Source organism: Paraburkholderia sp. GAS334, from assembly GCF_050436625.1.
Classification (GTDB): Bacteria; Pseudomonadota; Gammaproteobacteria; order Burkholderiales; family Burkholderiaceae; genus Paraburkholderia.
Genome location: NZ_JBNDMO010000001.1, coordinates 590,505 through 614,202, shown reverse-complemented (window position 1 = coordinate 614,202; position 23,698 = coordinate 590,505). Strand labels below are relative to the sequence as shown.

Here is a 23,698-nt window from a genome sequence, read left to right as displayed (position 1 = left end):
CGGACGCACCCCGCACACGAGGTAAGGTATGACGTATGACATGCAGACCACTCCGGTTCCCGACCCGCTCGCGGACCCGACGCGCGATCCCGAAGGCGACCCGCTCGCACCGCCCTCCCCAGGACACAACGACGAACCGCAGCATCCCGATGGTCCACCCAGCAAGGACCCGGTAATCGAGCCGGACTGACCACAGTCCGGCTAAGGGCCGCCTTGCTGACCCGCAGCCCGGGCTGCTGCGGCCCTGCCCTGGTTCGTCAACGCCTTCCAGTCAGCGTACGAGCCCGGCGAAGCCTTGCAGCAGACGGTCGATATCGGCCGGGTGGATGTTGCCCATTGTCGAGATGCGGAACAGTTCCGCCGACAGGCCGCCTTGCCCGGCATAGATCACGAAGCCACGCGCCTTCAGCGCATCGTGCAGTTGCGGGTACGTGATGCCCGTGGGCAACCTGTACGCGCGCAAAACCACCGAGGACTGCTCCGGCGGCACCGCGCTCTCGATCCCCAGCGCGGCCAGCCCGGCGCGCGCCTGCTCGGCGAGCGCCGCGTAGCGTGCGTGGCGTGCGGTCCAGCCGCCTTCGTCCTCGAGTTCGCGCAGCGCTTCGACGAGCGCGTAATACGCATGCACCGAAGGCGTGAACGGCGTGTTGCGCTGATCCTGAAGCTTCGCGAGACGCCCAAGGTCGAGATAGAACGTGCGGCTGGCGGCGCTCACCAGTGCCGGACGACGCACGATCACGAACGACGCGCCCGGCACACCGTGCACGCATTTGTTCGCCGTCGCCGCGACGGCGTCGATGCCGCCGTTGTCGAAGTCGATCGCCTCGGCGGCGAAGCTGCTGACGCCATCCACCAGCAGACGGATGCCGCGCTGCTGGCATGCCGCGCCGAGTGCGGCCAGATCGTTCAGACGGCCCGTCGTCGTTTCATGATGGATCACGGCGACGTGGGTAAAACCACGGTCGGCATCCAGACACGCGGTGATGCGGTCGAGATCCGGCGCCTGCATCCAGTCGTGCTTCACCGTTTCATGCGCGATGCGGTACTGGCTCGCGATCTGCGTGATCCGCTCGCCGTACACGCCGTTTTCGATGATCAGCAGCTTGCCGTCGTCCGGCACGAGCGCGGCAATCATGCTTTCGACGGCCGCCGTGCCTGAACCCGTCATCAGCACGGCCTGCCATTGCGCCGGATCGAGGTCGTACAGATTGACGAGACGCGCGCGCGCTTCTTCCTGCAGATCGAAGAACTCGCTTTCGCGGTGGCACAGGTCCGTCTGGAGCAGACTCTGACGCACGCGTTCGGTCAGCGTGACAGGGCCGGGATTGAGCAACAGCATCAACGCACTCCTTGATCCGTGCCGATGTGGCGCATCAGACGCGTCTTCACATCGGGCGGGGTGATGACAGGACGCGGCAGGCCGTCGGGCGTGCCACGCTTGATGGACACACGCACGAAACGCGTGCCGTCTTCTGAAGACGCCGACGTCAGGACCTCGTCGATCAGCGAAAGATCATCGCCTTCGACGGCCGACGCATAGCCGCACGCCGCCGCCACGCCCGCAAACGACACAGCCGGCGAAACGGTCGACTGGCCGCCGGTCGAATCGTGCGCGCCATTGTCGAGCAGCACGTGCGTGAGGTTGGACGGACCGTAAGCGCCGAGCGTCGCGAAGACGCCCATGCGCATCAGCGCAGCGCCATCGCCATCGAGCGCGACCACTTTCAGGTCCGGACGTGTCAGCGCCAGACCGAGCGCGAACGGCGTCAGACAGCCCATCGAGCCGACCATGTATAACTGGTTCGGACGATCGTCGATTGCGTAGAGTTCGCGGCCGCAAAAGCCCGTCGACGCGAGTACGACGGTTGACTCGACCGGCGTGTGCGCGATCACGCGCTGCAATGCGTCGTGACGCGTCGGCAACGCATCCTGCGGCGCGCCGGTCGACGTCGAGCGCGCCTCGACCAGCGTACGGCGTAGAGGCGCCGCACCCTGCTTCAGCTCATAAGGCGCGACGCTGCCCTTCTGCATCACGAGCGCGTACGGACGACCGGTTTCATCCATATGGGCGATCGCGCGGTCGAGCGCGGGACCGATCGCATCCGCTTCGGTGGGGAAGGTTTCCCACGGGATTTCCATCGTGTCGAGCATGGCCGGCGTGACCGGACCCATGAGCGCGTGCTGCGGTTCGTCGGGCACGCCAGGCTGGCCGCGCCACGTCACGATCAGCAGTTGCGGCAGTTTGAACGTCCACGTCAGCGACGTCAGCGGGCTCACCGCATTACCGAGGCCCGAGTTCTGCATCATCGTGACGCCACGCCGGCCGTTGCGTGCGCCGAGCGTCACGCCTGCGATCAGCGCAACCGCATCGCCCTCATTCGCCGCCGACACATAGTGAAGCGACGGATCCTGAAGCACGTAATTGATGAACGGCGTCAGATACGAGCACGGCACGCCCGCGTACCAGTCGAAGCCGCGTTCACGCGCCGCTTCGACAAACTGCGCGGCTTCGATCATCGAGCCTCCTTGCCGGTCGTGCCGCCCACGGCAAACGGCGTCTGCTCATGTGCAAAATCGCCCGCGCGACGGAAATCTTCGAGGTCGTTCACGCCGCGCCAGTGGCCGTGCACGTATTGCACTTCGATCTGTTCGCCCGCTTCGACGAGCGCGTTCAGCAGCGCCGGCATGTCGAGCGAATCGAAGTCCTTCTGCTCACGCAGCTTCGCGACGACGGCCTTCAAGCGGTCACGTCCTTCGCCGCGCACGTTCAGCAGACCGACCCAGCGGCCATCCGGCTTTTGCGCATCCTTCTGTTCGCTGGACACGCGCTTCAACACCACCTTGTTGCCGAACAGACCGCGATCGTCGGCAGCCGAGCACCACGCGAAATCGCGCACGCTGCTGTTTTCCGTTTGCGTCAGCGAAGAATCGACCACGACGCTGAAGTCCGCTTCGCTTTCGACGAGATCGCGCAGGATGTAGCTGCGGAACAGCAGGTCGCCGTACGAGATCACCGTATCGGTTTGCAGACCATCGATCGCGCAGGCCAGCGATGCGAGTTCACCGGTTTCCGCATGACGCTCGTTGACGACGAGCTTCACGCCCGCCGTATCGATCGCATCGGCGCGATAACCGCCGACCACTGTGATGTCATTCACGCCCTGCTTCTTGAACGCGTCGACGAGCCAGCGCAAGAGCGGCTTGCCCGCGATCGGCAGCATCACCTTCGGACGATCGGTCGTCACCGCTTCGAGGCCCGCGCCACGGCTCGCGGCAAGCACCACCGCCGCGCCCGACGTGCGCGATGCCGACAGGTAGCGCTTTTCGGCTTCCGAGTATTCGTCGGCGTCCTGCAGACGGAAGATTTCGTTGACCGGCGCGATGCGGTCTTCGACGTCGACGAGCGTTTCGTTCGTATAGATCTCTTTCGCGACGGCCTGCATCGCCGTGGTTGCCGAGCGGATCAGATGGTTCGCCCAGATCACCGTGCTGATGCCGGCCTTGCGGAACACTTCAGTCGGCGTGCTGTAGTACTTGGTCGGCACGATCACGAGCGGACCGCGGCCCGCCCATTCGCGTGCGAATTCGAGAATCTCGTCGGGGCGTGACAGCTTGCTGTGAATCAGGATTGCATCGGCGCCCGCCTGACGGTACGCTTCCGCGCGACGCAGCGCATCGTCCATGCCCCAGCCGGCGATCAGCGCTTCAACGCGCGCGACGATCGAGAAATCGTCGTCGGTCTGCGAATCTTTGCCGGCCTTGATCTTGCCGCAGAACTCATCCATTTCGGCGAGCGGCTGACGCTCGCCATTGATGAAGCTGTTCGTTTTCGGGAACTGCTTGTCTTCAATACAGACGCCCGCTACGCCGCGTTGCTCCAGCTTGCGCACCAGACGCCGCACGTTGTTGAAGTTGCCGTAGCCGGTATCGCCGTCGAGCAGGATCGGCAGATCGCTGGCGTCGGCCATGAATTCGAGCGTGTCGACGACCTGCGTCCAGCTGGCTTCGTTGTTATCGCGCACGCCATATTGCGCGGAGATCGCGAGGCCCGACGCCCAGATACCGCGAAAGCCCGCTTCGCGCACGATGCGCGCCGACAGGCCGTTGTGCGCTTCCATCAGGAATTCGAGTTCGTTGCCGACCAGCATCTGGCGCAACCGGGCGCTGCGCGAAGCAGTCAGGAAAAGCGGATCTCTTGCGTTCATCGTGTGACTCCTACAGTCCTCTGAAGGCGCGGCAGGACTTCGTTGCCGGCACGCGCCACATCGTTGGGAAAATCGATTTCGATCCACGGCGCGCCGGTGACGTCCGCGATATCGAATGGGTGATTGCCTTCGAGCAGCAGGTCGCGCACCGCTTCTTCATGCGGCATGTTCGAGCGACCCGTGTCGATATAGCCCGCGACGATTTCGGCAAAACGTCGCGCAGTGTCCTCGTGGAAGCGGAAAAAGCCGACCGATTCGCCGATCGTGTCGTACTCGAGGCCGACGGCCAGCTGCTTGCGGAATTCGACAGGCACGCCATCTTTCAGACACAGCTTGACGGGCTCGTCGCCCGGTTCGAAGCCGCGATCGAGCAGCATGCGGTTGACGTTTTCGCCGGCCACGAGCGCGGAAAGCATGCGTTCGTCGTAGAGCACGTCGGCGTCCATCAGCAGCACGTCGCCGCCGCGCGTGAGTGCTTCGGCGACCGTGTGCACAGTGAGCACGCTGCCAAGCTGGTAATCCAGATTCAGCACGATCTCGGGATACGGCTCGCGGCCGAGCCGTTCGAGTTCGTCGCGTACCCGTTCGGGCCGGAAACCCAGCGCGAGCACGATGTCGTCGACACCGGCGGCGTCCAGCAACTGGAGATGCCGTTCGAGCAGCGAAACGCCGTCAAAGCGCAGCAGGCATTTTGGAAACTGCTCCTCGGGAGGCTGCTGGAGGCGCAGGCCGAGTCCCGCAGCAAGAATAATGGCTCGCATGAGTTTTTCCAGTGCAAAAGGGAATCGGGTTTGAAATGAATGGGCCGTCAATCTCGCGTCCCACCCGGTTTTTATCTGCCGCAATCGATCGTCTTCAGGCGATATAAAAGCGGTGTCTTACGAACTGAAAGTGGCGACTATAAACGAAATAAAACGGCGCCGTCTTCCGGCTGCGAGCCTTATGGCAATTGATGGAGTTGCGGGGAAAATTGTGCGATTTTCATTTGCGTCATGTGGCATATTCTGGCGAAATTAGCTGAATAAAGCCGCAAACGATTAAATCAGATTCTGATTATCGGCACTCAATCGGAAGTCGCACGGATTAACGTCACGATCGGCGCAAAACAGCATTCCATTCCGCTGCGAAATCCCACTATTTGTCTGTCAATTACGGGTTTCCCCTTCCTGTGCTGCACAGCACACGATGCCGTAAACGCGTTCGTGGCATCGCCTGTCTGCCAGCCTCTCAATCCAGCCTGCTTCGATCGACGGAAAACGCGTACACCATGCAGAAGATGACTCTCAATAAAAAACTCGGCTCGATGATCGCCGTCCTCTGGATCGGTCTGATCCTGATCGGCGCATTCGGCGCGATGCAGAACCGTGAATCGATGATCGCTGACCGGCGCGACCAGCTGACCTTCCTGGTTCAGCAGGCCAATAACATCGTCAACCGTTACTACACGCTTGCGCAGCAACACACGATTACCGAAGAAGAAGCGAAAAAGCAGGCGCTCGCCACGGTTGCCGCCATGCGCTACGGCAAGGACGGCTACCTTTCGATCAACGACTCGCAGCCCGTGATGCTGATGCATCCGTTCAAGCCGGAAATGGTCGGCAAGAACCTGGGACAGTTCGCTGATCCGAAGGGCAATCACCTGTTCACCGATATCGTGAAGACGGCTAGCGCTGCCGACGGCGGTTTCGTCGACTATCTGTGGGCCAAGCCCGGCAGTCAGGAACCGGTCGCGAAGACAAGCTACGCGCTGCGCTTCGCACCGTGGGACTGGATCATCGTGACGGGCATGTACATGGACGACGTGCAGTCGGCGTTCTACGCGAACCTGCTGCGCTGGCTCGCGATCACGGTCGTGCTCGGCGGCGTCGCGACGGTCGTGATGATGCTGGTGCTGCGCAGCGTGCGCCGCACGCTCGGCGGCGATCTCGAAGTAGCAGTCGAAGCAGCGCAGCGCATGGCGCACGGCGATCTCGCGACGACCGTGCCGGTGCTGAGCCACGACGACCATAGCAGCCTGCTGTTCGCGCTTCACACGATGCAGAACGGTCTCGTCGATACGGTTTCGCGCGTGCGGCTTGGTACGGACAACATCAACGTCGGCGCGACGGAAATTGCCGCGGGCAACACCGATCTGTCGCAACGCACCGAAGAACAGGCCGCCGCGCTCGTGCAGACCGCGTCGAGCATGGACGAGATGACGGCCAACGTGAAGCACAACGCCGACAGCGCATTGCAGGCCGCGCAGCTCGCCGGCCAGGCGGCCGATGTTGCGACGCGCGGCAGCAAGGTCGTCGACGATGTCGTGCGTACGATGGGCGAGATCACCACCAGCTCGCGGCAGATCGGCGACATCATCGGCGTGATCGACGGCATCGCGTTCCAGACCAACATCCTCGCGCTGAATGCGGCGGTCGAAGCAGCGCGTGCCGGTGAACAGGGACGCGGCTTCGCTGTCGTCGCTTCCGAAGTGCGCAGCCTCGCGCAACGCTCGGCCACGGCCGCGAAGGAAATCAAGGCGCTGATCGAAACATCGACGGATACGGTGGAAGAAGGCGCATCGCTCGTGGCGAATGCGGGCTCGACGATGACGGAGATCGTGCAGTCGGTGCGTCGCGTGAACGAGATTCTCGAGGAAATCAGCAATGCGTCGCGCGAACAGAGCGCGGGCATCGAGCAGGTGAACCGCGCAGTCGGTGAGATGGACCAGGTGACGCAGCAGAACGCGGCGCTGGTCGAGCAGGCGGCAGCGGCGGCGCACTCGCTGAAGGACCAGGTTGGCGTATTGCGTGAAGCGATCGCGAGCTTCTCGCTGCCGGCCTGATCACTCGACGCTTGCACGAATAACAAAAAAAGAAGGCGCCCGGAGATCGGCAGCGCCTCGGAAACACGCCGCGTCGGGGACGACGCATTGACAGAACGAACCGCCCGGCCGGGTTTTTAAAAGTATTTTCGGCCGGGCGTTTTCTTTTCCGGTTCGCATCAGGGCTGGACCTGCCGTTCCGGTTTCCCGCATCGCGCGGGCACCACGTTCGATGCAGAGCCCTGCCCGGCTCGTTGCGTGATCAAGGACCGTCCGCATGGCGCTGGCATAGAGATTACGATCTCATTACAATCGGCGGCATGAACCTGAAGAACACGCCACCGCACCGCGATCCGCACGCGGGCGCCACGAAGAACCCGATCCTCGCCTCCCGTCTGCCGATGTGGCGCTCGAAGCTGGTCGTCCTGCTCATCTTTGCCGCGTTTGCGTCGCTCGTCGGGCGCGCGTTCTGGATCCAGGTCGCGAATCAGGACTTCTATATCGGGCAGGGGCAAAAGCGCTATCAGCGCACGATCGAACTCGACGCCACGCGCGGACGCATCGTCGACCGGCATGGCGCGATGCTCGCCGTGAGTCTCGCGACCTACGAGATTTGGGCCACACCCCAGCTGATTCACGAAGCCGCGTTCGGACCGCTCGCGACAATGCTCGATGTGCCGGTCGCGGAACTGCGGCGTCGCCTCATAGCCGACAAACAGTTCGTGCTGCTCAAGCGCCAGGTCGATGCCGACACTGCGGAAAAAATCGACAAACTCGGCCTCGCGGGCATCACGCAGATCGCCGATACGAAGCGCTTCTATCCGGAAGGCGAATCGGCAGCACACGTGGTCGGCTTCACGGATATCGAGGACAAAGGCCAGGAAGGCATCGAACTCGCCGCCGACGCATGGTTGAGCGGCGAACCTGGCGAGCGCGAAGTGATCCGCGACCGGCTGGGCCGCGTGGTGTCCGAGACGCGGCCGCTCGTGCCCGCGCAGAACGGCGCGACGGTCCAGCTGACAATCGACCGGCGCATCCAGCAGCTCGCCTACGCGCAATTGCGCTCGGCCGTTGAAAAACACAGCGCGGAAGCCGGCAGCGTCGTGGTGCTCGACGCGCGCAATGGCGAAGTGCTCGCGCTCGCCAACTGGCCCACGTTCGACCCGAACGATCGCGCGCGCCTGACGGGGCGGCAACTGCGCAACCGCGCCGTGGTCGATACGTTCGAGCCGGGCTCGACGATCAAACCGCTTGTGGTCGCCCTCTCAATCGATGAAGGCAAGGTACGGCCGCACAGCATCATCGATACGACACCGGGCAGTTACCGGATCGGGCCGAACGTGATTCACGACACGTCGGATCACGGGCGCATGACCGTGGCCGAGGCCGTGCAGAAATCGAGCAACATCGCGCTCGCGAAACTCGCGCTCAACCTGCCCGCGGAAACGATCTGGACGAAGTACCAGGAATACGGGCTTGGCCAGGCGCCGGAACTGACGTTTCCGGGCGTCGCGTCCGGCAAGGTGCGACCTTACAAACGCTGGCGTCCTATCGAGCAGGCGACGATGGCGTACGGCTACGGTCTGTCGGCATCGCTGCTGCAGATCGCGCAGGTCTACACCGCGTATGCGGGTGACGGCACGTTGCATCCCGCGACGCTGCTGCTCGATCACGCCCAGACCGGCGTCGACACCAGGCCGCGGAGCACAGGTCATCGCGTGACGATGCCTGCTACCGCGGCGTCGATCCGCTCGATGCTGGAAATGGCGACGGGCCCGGGCGGCACAGGCCGCGCGGCGGCGATCGAAGGGTATCGGGTGGGCGGCAAGACCGGCACCGCGCGCAAGCAGGTGGGCGCAAGTTACGCAAAGAACCGCTATCGTGCGCTCTTCGTCGGCATGGCGCCGATGAGCGATCCACGCCTGATCGTCGCCGTGATGATCGACGACCCGGCGGGACGTGCGTTTTATGGCGGCACCGTGGCGGGCCCGGTGTTTTCGTCGGTGACGAGTGGCGCGCTGCAACTGCTCGGCGTGCCACCGGATGCGTGATGGGGCTAAAGCTTAAAGCCCGTCTGGCGAGTCACTCGTGAGCGCCTGCACGCGATTGCGGCCGTTGCGCTTGGCTTTGTACATCGCGCGGTCGGCTTCGTCGATCAGCGTATTGCCAAGCGTGGCCGGGTCGTCGCGGCGTTTGCTGGTGCGCGCCGATACGCCGATCGACACCGTCAAGCCGATGCGTGTGCCGTCTTCACCGAGCAGTTCAAGCGTCGATACTGCCTGGCGCACCCGTTCAGCGACGACCAGCGCATCCTTCAGATCGCCCTGCAGCAACGCGGCGAACTCTTCCCCGCCGTAACGCGCGAGCGTATCACCCAGCCGCACCTGTTGCCGCACGCAGGCGGCCACGAGCACCAGCGCGCGGTCGCCCGTCGGATGGCCGTGCGTATCGTTGATCTGCTTGAAGCCGTCGATGTCGATGAAAAGACAGGCGACCGGCAGCGCATAACGCGCCGCGCGCATGGTTTCCTCGCGCAGGCGCTCGTCGAAATAGCGGCGGTTCGCGAGACCTGTGAGTGGATCCGTCATGCCGAGCTGCTTGAGCCGCTCGCGGTGCGCGACGTTGTCGAGGCTTGCGTTGACGATCGTCGCGAAGCGTTCGAGGATGTCGGTTGCCATGCCTTCCGCGAAACGGCCTGCGTTGTCGCTGCCGAGGCACAGATAACCCATCGCGCGGCCGGCGCTGGTTAGCGGCAGCACGATTGCGCTGGCGGCTGGCGTCTGGCCTTCGAAGAACGCGCTGCGCGCTGTCTCGCCCATTTCGCGCGCCGTCCCGAGCCACGGACGGTCGCCCTGACACAGTTGCGCACCCGCGTCGCCGATGTGGCGCGCGGTCTTCAGCTGGTGGCTGGCAGGCCTGTAAGGCGCTTCCGGCGACAGCAGTTCGTGCAGCATCGGCGCGCGGTCGTCGAGCCAGAGCAGGACGCTCGTCAGCGTGAATTCACGCGGCAGACGGGAGAATAGCGTGTCGAGGAAATACTGAAAGTCCTGCGCGCCGATCAGGTGCAGTTCCACGTCCTGGAAGCGGCGTAACGTGCGCTCGTTGTGCTGAACGGTGTCGATCAGCGAGCGCAGGCGATCGGAAAGCGGCGTTTGGGCGAGGTTCGTCACGTTATTGGTTGGGCGGCGTAGCGAGGCAAACTCATCGGCCTCATCGTTTCAGTTATCGGCCGTTTTTTCCGAGTCTTGAGCACTTTCGCGGTGCAGCGCAAGACAAAGGCCTTTCGCCCGGTTTGCGATGCGCTATCGCACCCTGCAGACAGCCCACAGATTGCTCGCCGCGCAACGGTTTATTGTGGAAAGTGCTGCCGCGCTGCGCCATTTCGCGACCTACCATTCTTAAGTCGATTAAATGTCGACTTAACTTGGTGAGGCCGTCATGAAAGCTATTATTTTCGTTGCAGCTGCGGTTATGGCGTCCGTGTGGTCGCTGGCTGCACAGTCACAGGAAAACGCGCCGATGAACCAGTCGGATTCGACTTATCCCCGGAGCGTTTCGACAGATACAACGACGCAGCCGACGCAGCAAACGGCGACGCCTGAAGCCACGCAGGCTGTGGGCGGGACAACGCCGATGTCGTCGCAGTCGGGGACGGGGACGGCGCAAGGTCCGCGCGGTGGTATTGCACCGTCGCTGTTTGACCAGGTGTTTCGGGGGAATTGAGGCAGGCCATTACCTCCCAGGTAATCGAATCACAACATGCGTATCGCTATCCTCGCTTCATACCGGTGCCACCTGCACCGACTACGAAGCGAGGAAATACCATGTCTACTTACGCGGTTGCGCATCTGCATGAAGTCACGATGGGACCGCCCATCGTCGAATACCTTGAACGCATCGACGCGACGCTCGCCCCTTTTGGCGGGCGTTTCATGGTGCACGGCGGTCCATACGAGCGACTCGAAGGAACATGGCGCGGCGACCTCATCATTATCCGTTTCCCGGATCGAGAGCATGCGCATCAGTGGTACCGCTCGCCAGCGTATCAGGCGATCCTGCCGCTACGCACCGACAATTCCATCGGCGACGTGATCCTGATCGACACCGTGCCTTCGGACCATCTGGCGACCGACGTCCTCGTTAAATAGCGCTATCGACGGTTCGATCCCGAGACCACGTCGATCCAGACGGCCAGCACGAGAATGCCGCCCTTGACGATCATCTGCCAGTAAGCGTCGACGTCCAGCATCGACATGCCGTTATCGAGGCTCGCCATCACGAGCGCGCCGATCAGCGCGCCATACACCGTGCCCGAGCCACCGCGCATCGAGGTGCCGCCGATAAAGCATGCCGCGATCGCATCGAGTTCGCCCATCGATCCCGCCGACGGCGAACCCGCCGCAAGTCGCGCCGTGTTGACGATGCCGCCGAACGCGCACATCAGCCCCATCAACGCAAAGATCGCGAGCTTCACGCGGTCGGTGTTGACGCCCGAAAGCCGCGTCGCTTCCAGGTTTGAGCCGACCGCATAGATACGTCGGCCGAAGACGGTTTGCGTCGCGATCCACGTGAAGATGGCCAGCAGCGCGAGCAGCAACAACACCGGAACCGGAATGCCGCCGTAACGGTCCAGCGTGGCGACGAACGCTAAAAGAATCGCGCCCGCACCGACGATCTTCGCGACGTCCTGCCACACAGGCACGACCGGCAGTTCATAACGCTGCCGGTTACGCCGCTGACGAACCGTCAACAACGCAAGCAGCGCAAACAGCACGACGGCAAGCGCATCCCCGGCAACTCGCGGCAGATAGCCTTGCCCGATAAACACGAGACCATCGGACACCGGCGCGACGGTTGAGCCACCCGTCACGCCAAGCAATATGCCGCGATACGCAAGCATGCCACCAAGGCCAACGATAAACGACGGCACACGTCGATACGTCGACCACCAGCCGTTGAACATGCCGACCAGCACGCCGAGCAGCATCACCACCGGCACGGTTACAGCGAGCGGCCAGTGACGGTTCACATCGAGTATGGCCGCGACGCCGCCGAGCAACCCGAGCAGCGAGCCCACCGACAGATCGATTTCGCCCGCGATGATGACGAACACCATCCCGCATGCGAGCATGCCGGTGATCGACATCTGTCGCAGCAGGTTCGATAGATTGCGCGGTGTGACAAAAGCGCCACGCGTCAGGAACGAAAAGAAAATCCAGATTGCGGCGACGGCAAGCAGCAGCGCAAGAATCTTGTAGCGCGAGAACAGTTGCTGAAAGCGCTGCGCGCCGCCATAAGAGGCCGACGAACCTGCGTCGCCTGGGCCGTGGGAAGTGACGTCGGGAGTCATGCGGCACTCGCTCCGGTTTGGGTCATGGAAGGATTCACAGGGTTCAGCGCGGCCGTGAGGATGTGTTCCTGCGTCAGCGTCTGGCCATCGTTGATGAAGTCGCCGCGCACCTCGCCTTCGCCGATCACGAGCACGCGGTCGCTGATGCCAAGCACTTCCGGCAATTCCGACGACACCATCACGATCGCCATGCCCCGCTGCGCCAGCTGAAAAATCAGCTTGTAGATTTCGTATTTGGCGCCGACATCGACGCCGCGTGTCGGCTCGTCGAGAATCAGCACCTTGGGGTTGGTCAGCAGCATCTTTGTCAGCACCGCTTTTTGCTGGTTGCCGCCGGACAGGCTGGAGATCGACAGCATCGGATGCGCGGCACGAATCGACAGCCGGCGTATCTCCGTGTGAATCGTGTCGAGTTCAGCAGCCGCGTCGATGCGGCCACCTTTGGCGAAACGTTGCAACACCGCAAGCGTGATGTTGTGCCCGACGCCGAGCTGCGGAACGATGCCGTGACGCTTGCGGTCTTCAGGCACCATCGCGATGCCGGCCTGAATGGCATCGATCGGCGCACGAATTCTGAGCGGCTTGCCTTCGAGCATCACGGAGGCCGTGCTCGTACCGGGATACGCGCCGAACACTGCCTGCATCAACTCCGTGCGCCCTGCTCCCACCAGCCCGGCGACACCCAGTACCTCGCCGCGCCGCAACGCGAACGACACATTGTTGACGCGCTTGCGGCGTGGATTCGTCACGTCGAAACACGTGACGTTGCGCGCTTCGAAAATGACATCGCCCACTTCATGCGGTTCGCGGGGGAACAGATTCTTGATCTCGCGACCCACCATCATCGCGATGATGCGTTCGGTTGTGAGCCCGCGCATCGGTTCAGTCGCAACGTGTTTTCCGTCGCGGATAACGGAGATCGTGTCGCACACTGCTTCGACTTCGTCGAGCTTGTGCGAGATGTACACACACGCAACGCCGCGTTTCTTAAGGTCGCGCACGATGTTAAGCAAAATGCGCGTTTCCGATGCCGTCAGCGAAGACGAAGGTTCGTCAAGAATCAGCAGCTTCGCGCGCTTGTTGAGCGCCTTGGCAATTTCGATCAGCTGCTGGTGACCGCCGCCGTAGTTCATCACCGGCTGCGCGACGTTGATGCCCGTGATATCGAGTTCGCGCAGCAGTTCATCGGCGCGACGATACATCGCCGCATAGTTCATGCGGCCACCGGGCAACGTGATCTCGTTGCCGAGAAAGATGTTCTCGGCCACCGAAAGCTCCGGCACGAGCATCAGTTCCTGGTGAATGATGACGATGCCCGCGCGCTCCGTGTCACGCACGTTTGCCGCTTTAAGCGGTCGACCTTCCCAGAGGATTTCGCCGTCCCACGTGCCGTGCGGATACACACCCGAGAGCACCTTCATCAGCGTCGATTTTCCCGCGCCGTTTTCACCGCACAGTCCGACACATTCGCCCGGGGACACGGCAAGATCGATGCCGTCCAGCGCCTTGACGCCAGAAAACGATTTGACGATACCGCGCATCGTCAGTAAGGGTTGTGCCATTCGCGTCTGCCTCGCTGCAAAGTGCGGGGCCTCCTTCACCTTTAACCGGCAAGATGAAAAAGACCACGCACGTCTTACGTTTTATTGGCTCGCGAGTTGCGACTGGGTGTAGAAACCATCCTTGACGACGACATCGACATTGCTCTTCGTCAGAAGCGTCGGTTGCAGCAGCACCGTGTCGACCTTCTTCTTGCCGTTGTCGTATTGCGAGTTAAAGGCCGGCTTCGTGCCCTTCGCCAGATCCACCGCGAGTTTTGCGGCTTCACCTGCGATGAGCTTAAGCGGTTTGTAGACCGTCATGGTCTGCGTGCCGGCAATCACGCGCTTCACTGCGGCAAGGTCCGCATCCTGGCCCGACACGGGCACCTTGCCCGCCATCTTCTGCGCGGCCAACGCCTGGATCGCGCCGCCAGCCGTGCCGTCGTTCGAAGCGACGATTGCATCGATCTTGTTGTTATTCGCGGTAAGCGCATCTTCCGTGATGCGAAGCGCCGTCGAAGCGCTCCACTCCGGCACCCACTGCTGACCCACGACCTTGATGTCGCCGCGGTCGATGGCCGGCTTCAGGATCTTCAACTGGCCTTCGCGCAACATCTTCGCGTTGTTGTCGGTCGGCGCACCGCCCAGCAGGAAGTAATTGCCCTTCGGTTGCGCGTTGAATACGCCCTGCGCCTGCATTTCGCCGACCTTTTCGTTATCGAACGAGATGTACGCATCGACATCGGCATCGAGAATCAGGCGGTCATACGATACGACCTTGATGCCCGCCTTCTTCGCTTCGGCCACTACGTTGCCTAATGTTTTCGAATTGAACGGCACGATGACGATCACATCGACACCCCGTGAGATCAGGTTTTCGATCTGCGCAATCTGACGTTCTTCACTTGCATCGGCGGATTGCACCGATACCTTGGCACCGAGCTTCTGTGCAGCTGCCACAAAATAATCGCGGTCGCGCGACCAGCGTTCGACACGCAGATCGTCGATACAGAAGCCGATTTCGGGGTTGTCCTTGCTCGCGTGCGCTAGCGGCGCGACAACGGACAGGCTGGCTACCATCGCTCCACACAAGAGCGAACCGAGTACGGAACGGCGCGTTTTGAATTTCATGTCTCACTCCTCGTTATGATCGTTTCATGCTGCATCAGATGGCACGCGCGGGAAGACCGCGCGACCGGGCAAATGACAACAAAGGGACTACCTCTTCGCGTCGCGGCTACGCTGGCCGCGACCATCGATCTGCGTCTTCCGGTCCGCTAGGGACTGGTCGCAAACACGGGTTCGAGCGCGCGATACAGCGCGTGAAAAGTGGGACGACGCTCGTCGCGATACCACGCGTGGCGTGTCGCATCCGGCTCGCGAACCGCGACCACTTCAGGCGTGGGACAAACCGCTTCGAGTAACGCAGACGGTTCGACGGCCAGATGCGCGAGGCGCGCAGCGCCGAGCGCGGGCCCGACCTCGCCGCCTGAGCGCAATGTCAACGGACGGCCGGTAATGTCGGCGAGCATCTGCGTCCAGTACGCGCTGCGCGAACCGCCGCCTATCACTGTGATTTCGTCGGGCACGAGCCCCGCGGCATGCAATGCGTCCATGCCGTCGAGCAGCGCAAGGCCGACACCTTCTAGCGTCGCGTTCGCGAGATCGGCGCGCGTCGTTTCCGGCGTCATGCCGTAAAAGACGCCCTTTGCGTTGACGTTGTTGTGAGGCGTGCGCTCGCCCGTCAGATACGGCAGGAACCACGCGCGACGGCTGCCGGCGTTTGCCTCGGCGTCCGCCAGCAACGCCGGCACATCCGCATACCCCGTAAGACGCGCGCAAAAGTCGATACATCCCGCCGCGTTAAGCATCACCGACATCATGTGCCACGTCTGAGGCAACGCATGACAGAAGCTGTGTACCGCCGACGCGGGATTCGCCAGAAAGCCATCCGATACCGCGAAATACACGCCTGACGTGCCGAGCGAAAGCATGGCCTGCTTAGGCTTGACGATACCGACGCCGACCGCGCCCGCCGCGTTATCACCGCCGCCCGCAACAACCGGAATCTCGCTCAATCCCCAATCACGCGCAAGTTCCGGCTTTAGCGTGCCTGTCATGCGGTTGCCTTCGAACACCTTTGGCATCTGCGCGCGGGTCAAGCCGCAAGCGTCAAGTAACGCGTCGCTATAGTCGCGCCTCGCGACATCGAGCCACAACGTGCCGGCAGCATCCGATGGATCGGTCGCGAAGTCGCCAGTCAGCCGGTAACGCAGATAATCTTTCGGTAACAGCACCTGAGCGATGCGCGCGAAGACGTCGGGTTCATGCTTGCGTACCCAAAGCAGCTTGGGTGCGGTAAACCCGGGCATCGCCAGATTGCCAGCGATCGCATGCAATTGCGGAACCGCAGCTTCGAGTTCGATGCATTCGGCGTCCGAGCGTCCGTCATTCCACAGGATCGCCGGACGCAGTACGTCGCCTTGCGCGTCAAGCAGCGCCGCGCCATGCATCTGTCCAGTAAGGCCGATCGCTTCGATGCGCGCCGTGTCGATGCCTTCCACGCGAACCTGCGCAAGCAGATTGCCGATTGCGGCCGTTGTGGCGCTCCACCAGTCTTCAGGCGACTGCTCCGACCAGCGCGGATGCGGGCGGCTGACAGTGAGCGCTTGTCCCGCCGTAGAGCGCACGCGTCCGTCACGATCGAGCAGCACGGCCTTGACGCCCGACGTGCCAAGGTCAATACCGATGAACATTGTCTCCATCCTTTTTCGCGCAAGTGTGCGCCTTGCCGACCCGTCATTCATTGCGAATTTGACGGGTCGCGCTAACGTTTTTTAGCGGCTTTGAAAGCGCATGCGATCTATTTAGCGGGGCCCGTAAATCGCCTCATTCACGATGTTCTCAAGCCGCTCCTGGTGGCCGCTGACATGCTGCGGATTCACGCCGCGAGCAGCCGCATCCGTTGCCAGCGTCGACAGCGAATACCCACCCGACAGGATCTTGCGGCCAAATTCCGTGTCCCAGCCCGCGTAACGCTGCTGACGGAATTTCTGCAGCCGGTCGTTCTCGACCAGCACCGCGGCACGTTCCAGCGCGAGCGCCAGCACATCGATCGCACCGACGTGGCCATAGAACAGGTCTTCTGCATCGACGCTCTGCCGCCGTACTTTGGCGTCGAAGTTCATGCCGCCCGTCGTAAAGCCGCCATGACGCAGGATTTCGTAGAGCGCGAGCGTCATTTCCTCGACGCTGTTCGGAAACTGGTCCGTATCCCAGCCGTTTTGCTGATCACCGCGATTCGCGTCGAGACTGCCGAATATGCCGAGCGCAAACGCCGTTGCGATCTCGTGATGAAACGAGTGCCCGGCGAGCGTCGCGTGATTGGCTTCGATATTCACGCGAATCTCATCCTGCAGGCCGTATTGGCGCAGGAGGCCGTGTACGGTCGCGACGTCGTAGTCGTATTGATGTTTCGTCGGCTCCTGCGGCTTCGGTTCGATCAGCAGCGCGCCCTTGAAGCCAATCCGATGCTTGTGCTCGATCACCATGTTCAGGAAGCGCGCAAACTGGTCGCGCTCGCGAACGAGATCGGTGTTGAGCAGCGTGTCATAGCCTTCACGGCCGCCCCACAGCACATAGTTGTCGCCACCGAGCTTGAGCGTCGCGTCGAGCGCGTGACATACCTGCGTTGCAGCATAGGCAAACACTTCAGGATTCGGGCTCGTGGCCGCACCCGCCGCATAGCGCGGATGCGAAAACAGGTTCGCCGTACCCCACAGCAGCTTCATGCCGGTGTCCTGCTGCTTGCGCGCGAGATAGTCGCTCATGCGCGAGAAATTCTCGACGTAGTGTTTGAGGCTCGTGCCTTCCGGCGCAACGTCAGTGTCATGGAACGTGTAGTACGGCACGCCAAGCTTCGTAAAAAACTCGAATGCTTCATCTGCCTTCTGCTGCGCACGCTCCATCGCATCGCCCGGTTGCTGCCACGGGCGCTTGAACGTGCCCTGCCCGAAGATGTCGGTGCCCGGCCACACGAACGTGTGCCAGTAACAGACGGCAACCCGCAGATGCTCTTCCATCGTCTTGCCGAGCACCTCTTTTTTCCGGTCGTAATGCCGGTAAGCGAGCGGATTGTCTGATTGCGGACCTTCATATTGCACTGCGGGAATGTGTTCGAAAATGGACATGGTGTCTCCTGATGTCATGTTGCGCCGCAACCGGAATTGCCCGTCACATCGGGCCGGTTGATGCAGGGGTGACGCCATGCTGCCGTGCGCGACACAGCCCGGCAATTGCGAAATTGCGCAGCTTGTGTGATGTTTCTCGCGGGTAACGTGAATCGGTCGCCCAGGCGCGGGTTTCCGGGCCTAAAATAACCGGACACTTAAAACCGGCGCGGGCCTGGCCGCCGTGCCCAACAGGAGACAATGGTTCGCGAATGTCGTTACATCGCACGCCATCCGAGTGATGACCCGAGCCCTGACACCCCAGAAGACTCACCGCATCGCGCTCCTGTTCAATGCGAACAAGGTGTATGACCGCGAGATCATTACGGGCATCGGCAACTATCTGCTGTCGACGCGCGTCGCCTGGGACCTGTTCCTCGAAGACGATTTTCGCTGCCGGCTGGCGGGCATCGAGCGGTTCGACGGCGACGGCATCATCGCGGATTTCGACGATCCCGCCGTTTGCGAGGCGCTAAGCGACTGTGCGCTGCCAGTCGTCGCCGTCGGCTCATCGTATGAAGACGCGACGCAGTATCCGCCCGGCCTTCCCTATATCGCGACCGATAACGCCAAGCTCGTTTCGCTTGCATTCACGCATCTGATTGGAGCAGGCCTGCAGCGTTTCGCGTTCTACAGCCTGCCCGAAGCCCCCGAGAACCGCTGGGCGCAGCAGCGCGAACTCGCGTTCACGCATCTGCTCGATGCGGAAGGCCTCGATATCGAGATCTATCGTGGCCTGCCGACAAGCGCACCGATCTGGAATCAGGCAAGCGAGCAACTCGCGGCGTGGCTCAAGGAATTGCCCAAGCCCATCGGCGTCATTGCCGTTACCGACGCGCGCGCACGACATCTGTTGCAGGCGTGTTTGATGGCCGGCATCTCCGTGCCGGAGGAAGTCGCGATCATCGGCATCGACAACGATCCGTTGACGCGTACGCTCACGCGTATTCCACTCTCTTCGGTGATTCAGGGCACCGAGGAGATGGGCCGTACCGCCGCGCATCTCTTGCATCAGATGCTGCATGGTGCGCGTTTTCCGGGACGTCGCATCCTGGTGCCGCCTGTCGGCATCAATGTGCTTGAATCGACAAAGCATCAACCGCTTTCGAGTCCGTACGTGATGCGCGCACGGCACTTCATCCGCCAATACGCCTGTCAGGGCATCCGTACCGAACAGGTCGCCGATTATGTCGGTGTATCACGCTCATCGCTTGAAGAGTATTTCCGCCGCGAGTTGCAGTGCACCGTGCATCAGGAAATCCTGCGTCACAAACTCGATGCCGCTAAAACCATGCTTGCGAAGCGCGACGCGTCGAGCGCGGAAGTCGCGATCCGCTGCGGGTTCACGTCACTGCAATACATGTACGCGGTGTTTCGTCGCGAACTCGGCTGCACGCCGCGCGAGTATCAGGAACGCGCGAAGTCGTCGGCTGCGCCGGGTTGATTCCGGGTTGTACCCCCACCTCACATTTTTCGACGACATGATCAATAGCGCCCATCTTTCTTCCGCCTCATGGGGCACGCTCGCGAGCGGCGACCCTGTGCAGCTCTTTACGCTGCGCAACGCACATGGCATGAAGGTCGCGATCAGCGATCTCGGGGCGACGCTTGTCTCGTGGCACGCGCCCGATCGCACAGGACGTCTGGACGATATCCTGCTCGGCCACGACACGCCCGCCGAATACTTCGCGGCCTCGACGTATATGGGCGCGCTGGTTGGCCGCTGGGCAAACCGCATCGCACATGCGCGCTTCACGCTCGACGGCATCGAATACACACTCGATCGCAATGACGGCCCTAACCTGCTGCACGGCGGCGCAGCGGGATTCCACCGGGCGATGTGGGACGTCAGCGAAGATAATGGCGCGCTCGTCATGCGGCTGGAATCCGCGGAAGGTGACGCGGGCTTTCCGGGCAACGTGACGGTTCAGGTGCGCTACACGCTCGACGACGACGGCACGCTCGCCATCGACTACGAAGCGGTTTCGGATGCACCCACGCCGCTCAACCTCACGAGTCACCCGTATTTCAATCTGACGGGCCAGCCGGATACCGACATTCGCGGCCACGTGATGACGATCGAGGCCGACACGTTCTTCGAAGTGGACACGGAGCTGATCCCCAGCCGTCGCGCGGAAGTGGCCGGCAATGCCTTCGACTTCCGGCAGAGCGCGCCGGTCGGCGCACGGCTCGACTGGCCGCATGCGCAGCTTGCACGCGCCGGCGGCTTCGATCATTGCTACGTGCTGGACGATATGCCCGCGCCCGAGGCAACGTTGCGTCCGGTACGCCAGGTGGCGCGCGTGTACGAACCAGGCAGCGGCCGCGAGCTCACCGTCTCGACCAATGAGCGCGGTCTGCAGTTCTACACGGGCAACTATGTGGAAGGTATCGTGGGTCGCAATGGCGCGGTGTATCGCAAGCACGCCGGGCTGTGTGTCGAGCCCGGCGCGTTCCCGAACCAGATCAACATGGAAGAAAGCGAGCGCGAGCGTGTGGTGTTGCGACCTGGCGAGGTTTACCGGCAGGCCACACGCTATCGCGTAGGCGTTTAGCAGACGTTAGGCGTGGTTCAAGACGATCGCTTCGGCGTTTCCTGGCAACTGATGCTGGCCGATGGTTAATCTGCGAGCCGCGGGCGGTTAGCGATGCTGCGTCGCCACCTTCAGTCCGAGCGAAATGAAGATCGTGCCGACGATCTTGCCCTGCCAGCGGCTTAACCACGACAGACGCTTCACGAGCTTTCCGAGCGGACGGATAGTCAGCACGATGGCCGTCGTATAAGCCGCGCTCAAGCCCACAAAGATCAACCCGAGCACCGTGAACTGCACGAACGACGAGCCATGCTCCGGGTGCACGAACTGCGGCAGAAACGCGAGAAAGAAGAGCGCGGTCTTCGGGTTCAGCACTTCCGCGGGGATCGCCTGAAAGAAAGCGCGTGAGGGCGTGACGGCCGCCACTTTCGGCAGCGTCGGGTCTGACGGCTTTTCCACCAGCGCGCGCACGCCGAGATAGACGAGGTAAGCGGCACCCACCAGTTTGACGACGTTAAACGCGAGTGCCGATGTCATCAGCAACGCGGACAGTCCGACCGACGCGCACAACGTGTGAACGAAATCGCCGCTTGCAATGCCAAGCCCGGTGAGAATGCCGGTCTTGCGACCACCCTGCACGGTGCGGGTCAAGACCAGCAGCACGGCCGGCCCGGGAATCAGGAACAGGCCGAGCACCACGGCTACGAAGGTGCTGAGGGTCGTCAGGTCGAACATGGTGTCTCCTGCCTGGGGCGCGCGTGGCGCCTGGTATCGGTCGATTCAGTGCGCGCGGACCGGGACCGGGACCGGGACCGGGGCCGGCTCCAGATCGCGCACAACCCGATCAATATACCGGGATTGACCCGATCGCGCCTGACCCGCTAAAGGTGCGCGCGCGCTCAATCCATCGCTACGTGGGCCATTGCGCCTGCCGGCGCCTTCGCCGGACGGATCAGCAAAATCAGCGGCACGACCAGCAGCGTCGCAACAAACATCAGCTTGAAGTCGTTCAGATACGCGATCATTGAAGCCTGCTGGTTGATCATCTGGTCCAGCACCGCCATGTTGTAGTTCGAACCACTGTCGAGCATCGGCCGGATCGCGGGATTGAATACCGTGACGTTCGCCGCGAGGCCGGCGTGCGCGACCTGCGTATTGCGCGTCACCAGCGTCTGCACGATCGAAATACCAATACTGCTGCCGATATTGCGCGCGAGGCTATATGTTGCAGTGCCGTCCGCGCGCAGGCTGGCTGTGAGCGTCGAGAATGCCAGTGCGCTCAGCGGCACGAACACGAGGCCGAGCCCAAAGCCCTGAATCACGCCCGGCCAGATGATATCGGACGCCGATAGCACGATCGTGTAGTGCATCATCTGCCACAGCGCAAACGCCGAAATCAGGAAGCCTGCCAGTAGAAGCACGCGCGCGTCCACGCGTTTGAGCAGCCGGCCAGCAAACAGCATCGCGATCATCGTACCGGCGCCGCTCGGCGCCGTCACAAGGCCCGTCGTTGCGACCGGATAGTTCATCAGGTTCTGCAACATCGGCGGCAGCAACGCACGCGTCGCGTACATCACCGCGCCGATCACGAAGATGAAGCACGTACCTGTGGCGAAATTGCGGTCCTTCAGCAACTCGTAGCGAAAGAACGACTTTGCGCCAGCCGTTGCGGTGTGCACGAGAAAGAATGCGAAGCTGAGTGCAGCCAGTAGCGCCTCGATACGGATTTCCAGCGAGCCGAACCAGTCGAGTTGTTCACCGCGATCGAGCATCGCCTGAAACGCGCCGATCGCAAGGCTCAACGTCGCGAAGCCGAACGCATCGAATTTCGCATCGTGTTTTGCAGGCCGCGAAGGTAAAAACGTCAAGACGCCAAAGAGCGCGAACGCGCCGATCGGCACGTTGATAAAGAATACCCAGCGCCAGTTATAGCTGTCGGTGAGCCATCCCCCGAGCGTCGGCCCGAGAATCGGCCCCACCATCACGCCCATGCCCCACACCGCCATCGCCTGCCCCTGCTTCTCGCGTGGATTGATGTCGAGCAGGATCGATTGCGACAGCGGCACCAGCGACGCGCCAAAAATGCCCTGCAACAGCCGCGACCCGACAATCTGCGTCAACGTTTCGGATAGCCCGCACAACGCCGAAGCCACCGTGAAGCCCGCAATCGACAGCGCCAGCAGCCGCTTCACGCTGAGGCGGTCGGACAGCCAGCCGGTCAGCGGCGTGGCGATCGCCGCCGCAACGATGTACGACGTCAGCACCCACGTAATTTCATCCTGCGACGCGGACAGCGCGCCCTGCATATGAGGCAGCGCAACGTTGGCGATCGTGCTGTCGAGCGTCTGGATGAGCGTCGCGAGCATGATCGAGATCGTGATCATGGGCCGGTTGAGCGGTTCGGCGGCGCTGTCCGGATGTGTTTCAGATGACATGAGGAGGAATCACGCGAAGCGTCATAAATAGTAAGCATGCTTATTATATAGATCGCCGTCTGCCTCGCAATGGGTAGAGACGATAGCTCCGCGCGCCGCTTTGATGCCGCAAGCTTTCGTATAATTGGCCGATGAAAACCCCATTTGAACAGCGCTTCGGCTTTCTGGTGTCGGATGTCGGGCGCCTTGCTGGCAAGCGCTTCGACGACCTCGCGAAGTCGTCGATCGATCTCACGCGCGCCCAGTGCCGCGCGCTCGCCTACCTGTCGCATTACGGCGACGTCAATCAGGCGCGACTCGCCGATCTGCTTGAAGTCGCACCCATTTCGGCGGGGCGCCTGCTCGACCGGATGGCGGAAGGCGGCTGGATCGAGCGTTCGATGAATCCGCAGGATCGCCGCGAACGGCAGATCCGGATGACCGAAAAGGCGGAACAGACGCTCGGCAGGGCGCGCATCGTGGGCGATGAGGTTGCGGCCGAAGCGTTAAACGGCTTTAGCGATGAGGAAGCGCAGCAGCTTATTTCACTGCTGCAAAGGGTGCGCAACAACCTGAGTACGATCGTCGACAGTTGAGCGGGCGGGCTCGCCGATGCCAGGGCTCA

The 23,698-nt window shown here is 62.2% G+C and carries 20 protein-coding genes; 8 read left to right on the top strand and 12 right to left on the bottom strand.

What is annotated here, in order from left to right:
• Positions 1-28: 28 nt before the first annotated feature.
• The gene (locus P3T21_RS02735) at positions 29-190 is read left to right on the top strand and encodes a hypothetical protein (RefSeq protein ID WP_429254377.1); all 162 of its coding nucleotides are present in this window, start codon (positions 29-31) and stop codon (positions 188-190) included.
• An 81-nt stretch (positions 191-271) separates the two neighbouring features.
• Here P3T21_RS02735 and P3T21_RS02730 read toward each other — a convergent pair whose 3' ends face one another.
• The 4 genes from P3T21_RS02730 to P3T21_RS02715 are packed head-to-tail and all read right to left on the bottom strand — an operon-like array spanning position 272 to position 4,966.
• Entirely contained in the window at positions 272-1,339 is a 1,068-nt protein-coding gene (locus P3T21_RS02730; RefSeq protein ID WP_429254376.1) for a 2-aminoethylphosphonate aminotransferase, read from the bottom strand.
• A complete protein-coding gene (aepY, locus tag P3T21_RS02725) occupies positions 1,339-2,517 on the bottom strand; it encodes a phosphonopyruvate decarboxylase (RefSeq protein WP_429254375.1) in 1,179 nt (392 codons plus the stop codon). The genes P3T21_RS02730 and aepY overlap by 1 nt, the downstream gene beginning before the upstream one ends.
• Positions 2,514-4,205 carry a phosphoenolpyruvate mutase gene (gene aepX, locus P3T21_RS02720; RefSeq protein ID WP_429254374.1) on the bottom strand — a complete coding sequence of 564 codons (1,692 nt, stop codon included), beginning with the start codon at positions 4,203-4,205 and terminating at the stop codon, positions 2,514-2,516. Before aepX ends, aepY begins: the two co-directional genes overlap by 4 nt.
• On the bottom strand, positions 4,202-4,966 hold the full coding sequence (locus P3T21_RS02715; RefSeq protein WP_429254373.1) for an NTP transferase domain-containing protein: 765 nt from the start codon (positions 4,964-4,966) through the stop codon (positions 4,202-4,204). The genes aepX and P3T21_RS02715 overlap by 4 nt, the downstream gene beginning before the upstream one ends.
• Before the next feature lie 515 nt (positions 4,967-5,481).
• On the opposite strand from P3T21_RS02715, the gene P3T21_RS02710 reads away from it, so the two are divergent.
• Both P3T21_RS02710 and P3T21_RS02705 read left to right on the top strand, forming a co-directional pair.
• A complete protein-coding gene (locus P3T21_RS02710) occupies positions 5,482-7,026 on the top strand; it encodes a methyl-accepting chemotaxis protein (RefSeq protein WP_429254524.1) in 1,545 nt (514 codons plus the stop codon).
• A 299-nt stretch (positions 7,027-7,325) separates the two neighbouring features.
• Positions 7,326-9,056: a peptidoglycan D,D-transpeptidase FtsI family protein gene (locus P3T21_RS02705; protein WP_429254372.1), complete on the top strand. Its 1,731-nt coding sequence runs from the start codon at positions 7,326-7,328 to the stop codon at positions 9,054-9,056.
• Between the two features lie 12 nt (positions 9,057-9,068).
• Here P3T21_RS02705 and P3T21_RS02700 read toward each other — a convergent pair whose 3' ends face one another.
• The gene (locus P3T21_RS02700) at positions 9,069-10,175 is read right to left on the bottom strand and encodes a diguanylate cyclase (protein WP_429254371.1); all 1,107 of its coding nucleotides are present in this window, start codon (positions 10,173-10,175) and stop codon (positions 9,069-9,071) included.
• A gap of 268 nt (positions 10,176-10,443) precedes the next feature.
• Between P3T21_RS02700 and P3T21_RS02695 the strand changes: the two genes are divergently transcribed.
• Both P3T21_RS02695 and P3T21_RS02690 read left to right on the top strand, forming a co-directional pair.
• Positions 10,444-10,728 (top strand): hypothetical protein, encoded by a 285-nt coding sequence (locus P3T21_RS02695; RefSeq protein WP_429254370.1) that lies wholly within the window; start codon positions 10,444-10,446, stop codon positions 10,726-10,728.
• A gap of 101 nt (positions 10,729-10,829) precedes the next feature.
• A complete protein-coding gene (locus tag P3T21_RS02690; protein ID WP_429254369.1) occupies positions 10,830-11,153 on the top strand; it encodes a DUF1330 domain-containing protein in 324 nt (107 codons plus the stop codon).
• Between the two features lie 2 nt (positions 11,154-11,155).
• Here the strand turns inward: P3T21_RS02690 and P3T21_RS02685 are convergent, their stop codons facing one another.
• From P3T21_RS02685 to xylA, 5 genes are all read right to left on the bottom strand, one after another.
• A complete protein-coding gene (locus P3T21_RS02685; protein ID WP_429254368.1) occupies positions 11,156-12,355 on the bottom strand; it encodes a sugar ABC transporter permease in 1,200 nt (399 codons plus the stop codon).
• Entirely contained in the window at positions 12,352-13,917 is a 1,566-nt protein-coding gene (gene xylG, locus P3T21_RS02680) for a D-xylose ABC transporter ATP-binding protein (RefSeq protein ID WP_429254367.1), read from the bottom strand. The genes P3T21_RS02685 and xylG overlap by 4 nt, the downstream gene beginning before the upstream one ends.
• 81 nt (positions 13,918-13,998) lie before the next feature.
• The gene (gene xylF / locus P3T21_RS02675) at positions 13,999-15,027 is read right to left on the bottom strand and encodes a D-xylose ABC transporter substrate-binding protein (RefSeq protein WP_429254366.1); all 1,029 of its coding nucleotides are present in this window, start codon (positions 15,025-15,027) and stop codon (positions 13,999-14,001) included.
• 146 nt (positions 15,028-15,173) lie between these two features.
• Positions 15,174-16,652 (bottom strand): xylulokinase, encoded by a 1,479-nt coding sequence (gene xylB / locus P3T21_RS02670; protein WP_429254365.1) that lies wholly within the window; start codon positions 16,650-16,652, stop codon positions 15,174-15,176.
• Between the two features lie 111 nt (positions 16,653-16,763).
• Positions 16,764-18,086 (bottom strand): xylose isomerase, encoded by a 1,323-nt coding sequence (xylA, locus tag P3T21_RS02665; protein ID WP_429254364.1) that lies wholly within the window; start codon positions 18,084-18,086, stop codon positions 16,764-16,766.
• Between the two features lie 280 nt (positions 18,087-18,366).
• On the opposite strand from xylA, the gene P3T21_RS02660 reads away from it, so the two are divergent.
• Both P3T21_RS02660 and P3T21_RS02655 read left to right on the top strand, forming a co-directional pair.
• Entirely contained in the window at positions 18,367-19,569 is a 1,203-nt protein-coding gene (locus P3T21_RS02660) for a XylR family transcriptional regulator (protein ID WP_429254363.1), read from the top strand.
• A 37-nt stretch (positions 19,570-19,606) separates the two neighbouring features.
• The gene (locus tag P3T21_RS02655; RefSeq protein ID WP_429254523.1) at positions 19,607-20,680 is read left to right on the top strand and encodes an aldose epimerase family protein; all 1,074 of its coding nucleotides are present in this window, start codon (positions 19,607-19,609) and stop codon (positions 20,678-20,680) included.
• Positions 20,681-20,767: 87 nt separating this feature from the next.
• Here the strand turns inward: P3T21_RS02655 and P3T21_RS02650 are convergent, their stop codons facing one another.
• Both P3T21_RS02650 and P3T21_RS02645 read right to left on the bottom strand, forming a co-directional pair.
• Positions 20,768-21,394, bottom strand: a complete 627-nt coding sequence (locus P3T21_RS02650) for a LysE family translocator (RefSeq protein ID WP_429254362.1) — start codon at positions 21,392-21,394, stop codon at positions 20,768-20,770.
• A gap of 164 nt (positions 21,395-21,558) precedes the next feature.
• Positions 21,559-23,094 (bottom strand): DHA2 family efflux MFS transporter permease subunit, encoded by a 1,536-nt coding sequence (locus tag P3T21_RS02645; protein WP_429254361.1) that lies wholly within the window; start codon positions 23,092-23,094, stop codon positions 21,559-21,561.
• Positions 23,095-23,225: 131 nt separating this feature from the next.
• Between P3T21_RS02645 and P3T21_RS02640 the strand changes: the two genes are divergently transcribed.
• The gene (locus tag P3T21_RS02640; RefSeq protein ID WP_429254360.1) at positions 23,226-23,669 is read left to right on the top strand and encodes a MarR family winged helix-turn-helix transcriptional regulator; all 444 of its coding nucleotides are present in this window, start codon (positions 23,226-23,228) and stop codon (positions 23,667-23,669) included.
• Positions 23,670-23,698 lie beyond the last annotated feature (29 nt).